This window comes from Streptomyces sp. NPDC026522, assembly GCF_055567555.1.
Genome location: NZ_JBVHQF010000001.1, coordinates 354,813 through 364,117 on the forward strand (window position 1 = coordinate 354,813; position 9,305 = coordinate 364,117).

Here is a 9,305-nt window from a genome sequence, read left to right on the forward strand (position 1 = left end):
GGGAGCCTGGCGTGACGGCGGCCGATACGCCAGGCGAACGGCAGCCGGATTCCGGTGGAGTTCGGCCACCCGGGGCCTCACCGGGACCGCACCCGGGCCGCACCGGCGCCGCGACGGCGTGGCCGGGCGGTGGGAAAAACGCTTGGACCCGGTGCCTGCCGGTGCGGGACACTCCGGTTCTGCCCCGAACGTCCGACAAGGCAAGGGTTGGGATGGGAACGCTCGAATTACGCGAAGGTTCGCCGGGCACGGGCGCGACGCTCCTTGCCCTCAGGTACTACGTACGGGAGCTGGCCCGCCTCAAGAGGCTTACGGTTCCGGCGATGCTGCTCCCCGCGCTGGGCAACATCGGCATCAACTACATCGCGCCGCTGGTCGTCGCGAAGCTCATCGCCCGCATCGCGGGAGGCTCCGGTGGCGGCATCGGTCCGATGCTGCCCTACGTACTCGCCTTCGCCGGGACCCTGCTGCTCGCCGAAGTGATGTGGCGCGTCGGACTGCACTGCCTGAACCGCCTCGACGCCCGCGGCATCGAGCGCCTCTACGTGATCGGCATGGACGAGCTGTTCGCCAAGGACGCCGCGTTCTTCCACGACAACTTCGCCGGGTCGCTGACCAAGCGGGTCCTGAGCTTCGCCTCCCGCTTCGAGGAACTCGTCGACACGCTGACCTTCTCCGTCGTCGGCAGCTTCGTACCCCTGGCCTTCGGCTCGGTGGTGCTCTGGCACTACGAACCGCTGCTCGTCGTCACCCTCTTGGCGATGATCGCGGTGACGGCGCTGTGCGTGACTCCCCTGATCCGGCGCCGCCAGGCACTCGTCAGGGAGCGGGAGGAGGCGATCGCCCGGGTCTCGGGCCACGTCGCGGACAGCCTGATGAACATCGACACGATCCGGGCCTTCGGCGCGGAGGAGCGGGAGGCCGCCGAGCACCGGTCGCGGGTCGCGGAGTCGCGCCGGCTCACGCTGCGCTCGTGGGACTACGGCAACCTGCGCATCGACACGCTGGTCGCGCCGATGTCCGTACTGACCAACGCGCTGGGCCTGCTGCTCGCCGTCGCGCTCGCCGGGGGAGGGCACGGGGTGGAGGCGGTCGTCGTGGCCTTCACCTACTACTCCAACGCGACCCGGATCATGTTCGAGTTCAACCAGATCTACCGCCGGCTGGAGAGCTCGATGACGGAGGCGGCGCAGTTCACCGAACTGCTGCTGGAGCCGCCGACCGTGCTCGACCCGCCGTCCCCGGAGCCGCTGCTGTCCAAGACCGCCGCCGACGTGCGCTTCGAGCAGGTGACCTTCACCCACGAGGGCGCGCGGCCGCTCTTCGAACGACTCGACCTGACCGTGCCCAGCGGGTCGAAGATCGGTCTCGTCGGCCGCTCCGGCGGCGGCAAGACCACGCTCACCCGGCTGCTGCTGCGCATGACGGACATCGACGGCGGCCGGATCCTGATCGGCGGGCAGGACATCAGCCGGCTGTGCCAGACCGACCTGCGCAGCCTGATCGCGTACGTGCCCCAGGACCCGGCGATGTTCCACCGCACGCTGCGGGACAACATCGCGTTCGCCCGGCCGGACGCCACCGCCGCCGAGATCCGCCGTGCCGCGGAGGCGGCGCACGTCACGGAGTTCGCCGACGGGCTGCCGGAGGGGTTCGACACCATGGTCGGCGAGCGGGGGGTGAAGCTGTCCGGCGGCCAGCGCCAGCGGGTCGCCCTCGCCCGGGCCATCCTGCGCGACGCACCGGTCCTGCTGCTGGACGAGGCCACCAGCGCCCTGGACTCCGAGAGCGAGATCCTCGTCCAGGACGCGCTGTGGCGGCTCATGGAGGGGCGTACGGCGCTCGTGGTGGCCCACCGGCTGAGCACGGTCGCCACCATGGACCGCCTCGTCGTCCTCGACCGCGGCCGGATCATCGAACAGGGCACGCACGACGAACTCCGCGCCGCGGACGGCGCCTACGCGAAGCTGTGGCAGCACCAGTCGGGCGGCTTCCTGGAGGACCCGGTCTGAGGCTGCGCCGGAGCCCGTGACGGCTCCCGTACGCCGACGCGCCCGGGTCAGCCGGCGATCGGGTACATCGAGCCCCGACGGGCTTCCGGCGAGGTCAGCCACTGGAGCTTCTCCGCCGTGCCGGTGCCCGGCAGCGGAGTGTGGAGGATGATCGCCAGGTCGGGCCGCGCCGGGACCCGTAGCTGGGTCGACTCGACGTGCAGCGTGCCCACGACCGGGTGCTCCAGTTCCTTCTGCAGCTGACCGCCGGGCCGGATGTCCCGGCGGTCCCACAGCTCGGCGAACTCCGGGCTCAGCTTCCTGGCCTCCTCGACCACCGTGCGGAACCCGTCGTCATCGGGGAACTCCGAGTACGCCGCGCGGAACTGGGCGACGACCGGACCGGCGTTCTCCTCCCAGTGCCGCGACCGCCCCTTGTAGACGGGGTCGGTGAAGAACGCGATCAGGCAGTTCTGCACGATCTCCGGCCGCATGCCGAGCACCAGCGCCGCCGAGTCGTTGTACATCACCGTGTTCCAGTACACGTCCATGATGTGCGCGGGGAACGGCATCCACGCGTCGATCAGCCGCTTCAGGCCGTTGCACATGTCCTGGTCGCCCGGCGCCACCGCCAGGGCCGGCGGATTCAGGCCCGCCAGCACGTACAGGTGCCGGCGTTCGGCGCTGGTCAGTTTCAGGACCCTGCTGACGGAGTCCAGGACCTGGGGCGACACGGTGATGTCGCGGCCCTGCTCCAGCCACTGGTACCAGGACACCCCGACCCCGGCGAGCACCGCCACCTCCTCGCGGCGCAGGCCCGGCGTACGGCGGCGGCCCCCGCCGACGGGCAGCCCGGCCTCCGTCGGGCTGACCCTGGCCCGCCTGCTCATCAGGAACTCCCGCAGCTCGGCACGGCGGTGCTGGTCGGTCGGTGTAGCCACTCACTCCCCCTGTCGGCTGCCTGGTGGTGCCACCAACAGGATAAGTTCCCACTCTCCACGGGCATTCCCCGCCCGCCAGGGTGGTGGTCATGGCGATCGATACCCAAGTGACCACCCCCGCGCCCCAGCTGGCGGCCCCCGGCGAGGACCGGCTGACCGGCCGGGCCAAGCTCGTCCTCTTCGTGCTCTGCGCCGCCCAGTTCATGGTGGCGCTCGACTTCTCCGTACTGAACGTGGCCCTGCCGGTGCTCGGCGCGGACCTGGGCCTGAGCCGGTCCGCCCTCCAGTGGGCGGTCACCGCCTTCGCCCTGCCCTCCGGCGGCTTCCTCCTCCTCTTCGGCCGCACCGGCGACCTCTACGGCCGCAAGAAACTGTTCCTGACCGGCCTCGTCCTCTTCGGCGCCGCGTCCCTGCTGGCCTCGCTGGCCTGGGACCCGGCGGTCTTCCTGGCCGCGCGGGCCCTCCAGGGCCTCGGGGCGGCGGCCATCGTGCCCACCGGCATGTCCCTGCTCACCACCACGTTCCCGGAGGGCCCGCTGCGGGACAAGGCGCTCGGCATCTCCGGCACCCTGCTGTCCCTCGGCTTCACGGTCGGCATGGTCCTCGGCGGCGTCATGACCGACACCCTCGGCTGGCGCTCCACCATGGGGCTGCTGGCCGCCAGCGCGGTGATCGTGCTCGTCCTCGCCCCCGGACTGCTGCCCGAATCGCGCACCCCGCACCGGCCCCGGCTGGACGTGCCGGGCGCGGTCACCGTCACCGGCGGCCTGCTCGCCCTGATCTACTCCCTGTCGACGGCGGCCCAGCGCGGCTTCGGCGGAGCGGACGTATGGGGCACGCTGGCCGTCGGAGTGGCCCTGCTCGGCGCGTTCGTCGTGGTCGAGTCGAAGTCGGCGGCCCCGCTGGTGTCGCTGCCGATGCTGAGGCGGCGCACGGTGGCCTGGGGCAACCTCGGCGGTCTGGTCACCTTCTCCATGATGTCCACCGTGGTGTTCGTCCTGACCCTCTACCTCCAGGAGACGCTGGAGCTGTCCTCCCTCGGCACCGGCCTGATCTTCGGTGTCCAGGGCGCCGCGTCCGCGGTCGCCGGCTCGTACGCGCCCAAGGTCATCGGCCGGTTCGGAGCCCGGCGCACCCTGATCGGCTCGTTGCTCGGCCAGGGCGTGTTCACCGCCGGGCTGCTGGGGGTGGGCGCGGGATCGGGCGCGCTGCTGGCGACCGTCGCGGTGTCGGTGGCCAGCATGTTCCACCTCGGCGCGATCATCTCGTACGGACTGACGGTCACCAGCGGCGTCCCGGACGGCGAACAGGGCCTGGCGACCGGCCTCGTCACCACCACCCAGCAGGTCGGCATCACCATCGGCATCCCGCTCCTCGGGGTGCTCGCGACCACCCGGACCTCCCTCTTCGACGGGGTGCGCACGGTCCTGCTGATCGACGCGGTGACGGTGATCGCAGCGGCGGCCCTCGTCGCGATCGGTCTCGGCCGCGCCGGCAAGACCTCCTGAGCGGGTACGCGGCCCCGGGCCGCCCCGGCTTCGGCTCCCGGCGTGCCCCGCGCGCCGAGGGGCCGTTCAGGCTGCCACGGAACGGCGCCCGGCGCATCCGCGGGCGGCCGACGGCAGCGGCGGGATCCGCCTCGACCTGCGGGACGCGGGGCGCGGCGCCATCATGAGGGGGATCCCCACCCCAGCTTCGTCAGGAGCCCGCTGTGTTCGAACGCCACCCCCGTCAGGACCGCACCGAACTCCCCGTCGCCGCAGCGGCCGACGCTCCCCGAAGGGCGGTCGGCATGGCCGGGGAGGCCCGTCGGCGTTACCTGGCCGCCGGGGACTACTGGTTCAACGAGGAAGGCGCCGACGCCCGCTACGAGTGCCACGGCCGGCCGGGCCACTGACCCGGGGCCGCCCCCGGCAGGCCCCGCCACCGGCGGCGCAGGGCTCGGGGAGGGCATGGGCCACGGCCCACGACATGAGGCCGATGGCCGCCCCGGCCGCGACATCGCTGGGGTAGTGGGCACCGCTGTGGACCCGCTCGACGGCGACGGCTGCGGTCACCACCAGGCACGGCGCACCGACCCGCGGCCACTTCTCGGCGACCGCCGCGGTGAAGGCGACGGCGGCGGCGGTGTGCCCCGACGGGAACGACGAGGAGTCGGGCCGGTCCCGCACTTCGTCCGCGTGGAACCATTCCCTCGGCGGTCTGTCCCGGGGCACGAGCTGCTTCACGACCCCGTTGGACAGCACTTCGGCCACCGCCATCCCCGTCAGCCCGGCCACCGCGGCCCGGCGTCCGCGCCGGCCTCCCGTGACGGCCAGGAGCACGGCAACGCCCCACCACAGCTTGGTGTGCTGGGCGGCGTCCTCCACCGCGGGCAGCAGCCGCCGCGCCCAGGGCGAGTCCCAGCCCCCCACGCGCCGGGTGAGACGCCGCTCCGCGGCCCGTAGCTCCGGCACAACGCGCTCCGGCACAACATGCATCTTGGCTCCCCCGTCGGGGGCTCTCGGCGCCACGGACGTCCGGTCAAGCCGCGCGCTACCGCTCAAGACCGCAGGTCACTGGCGTGTGGTCAGGGGCTTTCGGCGTCGCCCGGCCGGGTGGCCGCCTCGTCGGCAGGGGTCCCGGGCAGCGACCCGTGCGGCGCGGCCGTCCGGGGCGACGCCTGCTGAAGGCGGTCGATCAGCCGCGAGGCCTGCGCTTTGGTGAGGGTCTCCGGTACGTTCTCGCCCGCCTCCCGGGCCAGGGTGTGCAGGTAGCTCAGCTGCGGACCGGTGGCCGGCTCGTCACCGGTCACCCACTCGTCGACGTCCTTGTCCGGCTGCTGTTCGTTCGGGTTCAGGTCGGTCATAACGTCCGACTACCCGCTCGTCCGCCGGGCCATCGCCGTCGGCGGACAATTTCCGCGCGCCCGGGCGCCCCGGCGGCGCCGCTCAGGGGCGGCGCGTGACCTCCGCGGCGTGGTCCGGTTCGGGAAGGGTCGCGGGGCGGGCGTCGGGGCGCGGCTCCGGCCGGGCCCCGGGGCGGGGGCTGATCGCGAAGTGGGCGTCCAGGCCCGCCAGGCGCAGCAGCCGGATGACGCGGGGAGCGGGGTCGGTGAGGACGAGCCGGTCCGCTCCGAGGCTCAGGCGCGCCCGCAGCAGGGTGTTGATCAGGGCCGAGCCGCCGAAGCGCACGTCCCTCAGGTTCAGCCGGACGGGCAGGGGCTGGCGGGGGGAGGCCGCTGCCTCCAGGGTGAGCCGCAGTGGATCGACGGTGTCGAGGTCGACCTCTCCACTGACCATGACGACCCAGGCGTTCTCGGTCCGGACCGTGGTCACGCTCAACAGGTCGTTGTTCAGGTGGTGAATGCGAGTCGTCGGCACAGATGGCCTCTCATGGGCGACGGCGAGGCCGACCGGACGGTCGTCTCCCGCTTCGGGTTCTGCGGCGGCCCCATCCCGCTGGTGGACCGGTGCGCAGTTCCGGCCTTGATGCACGACCAGGTTGCCCACGCTAGCGATATAGTTTCCACATGGCAACAATTGCTGGTGGGGGCGGGCGTACCGGCAGCCCCGGTTCCGGGGCGGGTACGCGAAGGGGGCCGGCTCAGGCAGTGTCCGCCATGGCGGTCGGGGAGCCGGAATCGCGGCGGGGCAGCCCCATGCGGGTCCCGGCGGCGTCCTCGAACGCCGCGAGCCCGGCGGCGAGAGCGGCCAGCTGCCCGGGCGCCATGGCGGCCAGTACGCCGGTCACCTCACGCCGGCGGAAGGCGCGGATCTGATCGAGCGTGTCCTGCCCGGACCGGGTGAGGTGCAGTTCGATCTCGCGTGCGCTGTGGGCACTCGCCGTCCGGCGCAGCAGCCCCACGGCCTCCAGGCGATCGCACAGCCTGCTCACCGCCGAGGGGCGGGAGCCCAACGCCTCGCTCAGTGCCCGCAGATTGCTGCCCTGGCTCCCTTCGATGACGAAGAGCGCGCGCAGCTGGGACGGCGGGACCGACCCCGTCGCCACCGCCTCCTGCCCGCGCGCCCACAGCACGTCGAGCAGCTGGGAGACCGTGCTCAGGGCATGCGCGGCCGCCAGGTGGTCTGGGGGCGGGCCGGGAGCGGGCATTGGCCTACTGTGTCATCCCGCACCCTGTCCTAGCCATCCCGGCAGCTCCCGGCCGTCACCCGAGTCGCCGCTTCCCCAGTCCTGCCCGCCCGCGGTGACGCCGACCGCCGTCACCGCCGACCGTTCCGACCGCTGTGAACCCCCGACCGTTGTGATTCCCAAGAGAGCCTGACCCGACGATGACGAACTTCCTGGCAGTCGAGCGCGCCCTGCGCGCCGCGGCCCCGCATGCACTGATCGAGGCGGCCCGCTCCGCCCTCGCCTCCCACTACGGGGCGCATGCCGTGGAACTGCTGATGGCCGACTACAGCCTCGCCACCCTGCACCCCGTCACCGCCCTACCCCGGACCGCCGCCGCGCTGTCCGTCCACAACACCGTCGCGGGGCGGGCCTTCGGGAGCCAGGTGCCTTGCCAGGAGGACACCGGCCCGGGCATGGTCGTCCTCCACCTGCCGGTGACCGTCCGCGGCGACCGGCTCGGGATCCTCTCGGTTTCCCTGCCCGGCGAACTCGCCACCCCCGAGACCCGGAACGACCTCGCCGAGATCGCCGGCCTGTTCGGGCACGAGATCCTCGTCGCCGAACGCGACACCGACGTCTACCTCCAGGCCCGCCGCGTCAGCCGGCTCACCCTGGCCGCCGAGATGCAGTGGCAGCTGCTGCCGGCCCGCGCCTGCGCACGGACCGAGTACTCCATCGGCGCCCAGCTGGAGCCCGCGTACACCATCCACGGGGACAACTTCGACTGGGCCAGCACCGCCGAGAACCTCACCCTCACCATCACCAACGGCATGGGCGAAGGCATCCAGGCGGCCCTGCTCACCAACCTCGCGGTCAACGCGCTGCGCAACGCCAGGCGCGCCGGGATCGGCATCGCGGACCAGGCCGCCCTGGCCGACCAGGCCCTGTACGCCGCGCACCGCGGCGAGGCGTACGTCTCCACCCTCCTGCTCTCCTTCGAGCTGGCCACCGGCCGGGTCCAGGTCGTCGACGCCGGCTCGCCGCAGCTGTGGCGCCAGCGGGACAAGGTGGTGGAGCGCATCCGCTTCGACGCCCAGTTCCCGCTCGGCATGTTCGACCAGTCGGAGTACGCGCTCCAGGAGTTCCGCGTCCTGCCGGGCGACCGCCTGGTCTTCGTCAGCGACGGGGTCTACGCCGCCCACTCGCCCGGCGGGGAGACGTACGACACGCAGGCGCTGTCCCGGGCGATCGGCTCCGCCGCCCTGCTGCCCGCGGCCGAGGTTCCCGCCGCGGTGCTGCGGGCGCTCGCGGACTACCGGGACGCCGACGCGGACGACGACGCGCTGGTGGTCTGCCTGGACTGGCACGGCCGCGGCGCCCTGTCCATGGCGTGACCGGTCCCGGCGGCCGCCGCTGGGCCGGCGGCGGGGACCTGTCGGGCTACCACTCCGGGTGTACTTCGTAACTGTCGTAGCGGACCCCCTCCGCGCTGACCCAGGGCCGCAGCCGACCGGGGCCGCTGCCGGTGTGGGAGTAGGAGACGGGCTCGCCGGTGTCATCCGTGACGATCACGGCTCCGGCCCGCTGCGCGCTGCGCAGGGCATGCGTCCAGTGCCGCCCACGCCTGCCCGTGCGGTAGTCGGGAACCTTGCAGTCGGCCATCACCGATCACGCACCACTCCGCCGTCTTCTGCGACTGGACGTTTCTGCTACCCGTTTCGGCGCGCATTCCACCCTGAGCCGCGCATGTCTTTCGCGCCCCGACCGGCCCAGCCGGCGGCCAGCGCCGTCGGGCCGGCCCGGCCGCTCGCTCCACGACATCGCCCGGCGCCGCCCCGGCGTCTCCCTCGCGGGCCCGGCCCTGCCGGGCGGCGCCCGCGAACTCAACGCCGCGGGCCCGCCGGGTACGACGGCACGGCCGCGGGCCGGGGCAGTACGCCGATCCGTCGCCGGCGCCGGACAGCCGTGGCCCCCGCACGCGCATGGCGCGCCGGACTCGGGAGGCCGCCGGTCCTTCTGGCGGCACTGTCCGGTGGACGGCGGTGGGCCGGGGGCCTGCCGGGTGCGCGGGCCGGGAGACGGCCCGGTCGGTGGGTGCGGGCCGGGGCTGCGTCGATGCGCTCGCCCGCGCCGGACAGTCGTGGCCCCCGCACGCGCACGGCGCGCCCGCCGCGCCGGTCTACACGCGGGCTGCGGGCCGGGACGGGCGGCGGCCATGCGACGCAAGGCCGCCGGTCCTTCTGGCGGCACTGTCCGGTGGACGGCGGTGGGCCGGGGGCCTGCCGGGTGCGCGGGCCGGGAGACGGCCCGGTCGGTGGGT

At 73.4% G+C, this 9,305-nt stretch carries 10 protein-coding genes; 4 read left to right on the top strand and 6 right to left on the bottom strand.

Going from position 1 to position 9,305, the window contains the following annotated elements; translation table 11 throughout:
- Positions 1–212 precede the first annotated feature (212 nt).
- Positions 213–2,012 carry an ABC transporter ATP-binding protein gene (locus ACZ4M3_RS01560; protein ID WP_467729135.1) on the top strand — a complete coding sequence of 600 codons (1,800 nt, stop codon included), beginning with the start codon at positions 213–215 and terminating at the stop codon, positions 2,010–2,012.
- 47 nt (positions 2,013–2,059) lie between these two features.
- On the opposite strand, the gene ACZ4M3_RS01565 is transcribed toward ACZ4M3_RS01560, so the two are convergent.
- Positions 2,060–2,881, bottom strand: a complete 822-nt coding sequence (locus ACZ4M3_RS01565; protein WP_467730096.1) for a helix-turn-helix transcriptional regulator — start codon at positions 2,879–2,881, stop codon at positions 2,060–2,062.
- A gap of 140 nt (positions 2,882–3,021) precedes the next feature.
- Here ACZ4M3_RS01565 and ACZ4M3_RS01570 point away from each other — a divergent pair, with 140 nt between their 5' ends.
- Both ACZ4M3_RS01570 and ACZ4M3_RS01575 read left to right on the top strand, forming a co-directional pair.
- A complete protein-coding gene (locus ACZ4M3_RS01570) occupies positions 3,022–4,440 on the top strand; it encodes an MFS transporter (RefSeq protein WP_467729136.1) in 1,419 nt (472 codons plus the stop codon).
- Positions 4,441–4,643: 203 nt separating this feature from the next.
- A complete protein-coding gene (locus ACZ4M3_RS01575) occupies positions 4,644–4,829 on the top strand; it encodes a hypothetical protein (protein ID WP_467729138.1) in 186 nt (61 codons plus the stop codon).
- On the opposite strand, the gene ACZ4M3_RS01580 is transcribed toward ACZ4M3_RS01575, so the two are convergent.
- The 4 genes from ACZ4M3_RS01580 to ACZ4M3_RS01595 all read right to left on the bottom strand — a co-directional run bounded on the left by ACZ4M3_RS01580 (position 4,774) and on the right by ACZ4M3_RS01595 (position 7,024).
- Positions 4,774–5,403 carry a phosphatase PAP2 family protein gene (locus tag ACZ4M3_RS01580; protein ID WP_467729140.1) on the bottom strand — a complete coding sequence of 210 codons (630 nt, stop codon included), beginning with the start codon at positions 5,401–5,403 and terminating at the stop codon, positions 4,774–4,776. The genes ACZ4M3_RS01575 and ACZ4M3_RS01580 overlap by 56 nt on opposite strands.
- 98 nt (positions 5,404–5,501) lie before the next feature.
- Positions 5,502–5,780: a DUF3072 domain-containing protein gene (locus ACZ4M3_RS01585; RefSeq protein WP_467729142.1), complete on the bottom strand. Its 279-nt coding sequence runs from the start codon at positions 5,778–5,780 to the stop codon at positions 5,502–5,504.
- A gap of 82 nt (positions 5,781–5,862) precedes the next feature.
- Positions 5,863–6,294: an STAS domain-containing protein gene (locus ACZ4M3_RS01590; RefSeq protein ID WP_467729144.1), complete on the bottom strand. Its 432-nt coding sequence runs from the start codon at positions 6,292–6,294 to the stop codon at positions 5,863–5,865.
- Between the two features lie 223 nt (positions 6,295–6,517).
- Positions 6,518–7,024 carry a MarR family winged helix-turn-helix transcriptional regulator gene (locus ACZ4M3_RS01595; protein ID WP_467729146.1) on the bottom strand — a complete coding sequence of 169 codons (507 nt, stop codon included), beginning with the start codon at positions 7,022–7,024 and terminating at the stop codon, positions 6,518–6,520.
- Positions 7,025–7,203: 179 nt separating this feature from the next.
- Between ACZ4M3_RS01595 and ACZ4M3_RS01600 the strand changes: the two genes are divergently transcribed.
- Positions 7,204–8,379, top strand: coding sequence for a PP2C family protein-serine/threonine phosphatase (locus ACZ4M3_RS01600; protein WP_467729148.1), 1,176 nt, complete (start codon positions 7,204–7,206; stop codon positions 8,377–8,379).
- Positions 8,380–8,425: 46 nt separating this feature from the next.
- On the opposite strand, the gene ACZ4M3_RS01605 is transcribed toward ACZ4M3_RS01600, so the two are convergent.
- Positions 8,426–8,647, bottom strand: a complete 222-nt coding sequence (locus tag ACZ4M3_RS01605) for a hypothetical protein (protein WP_467729150.1) — start codon at positions 8,645–8,647, stop codon at positions 8,426–8,428.
- Positions 8,648–9,305 lie beyond the last annotated feature (658 nt).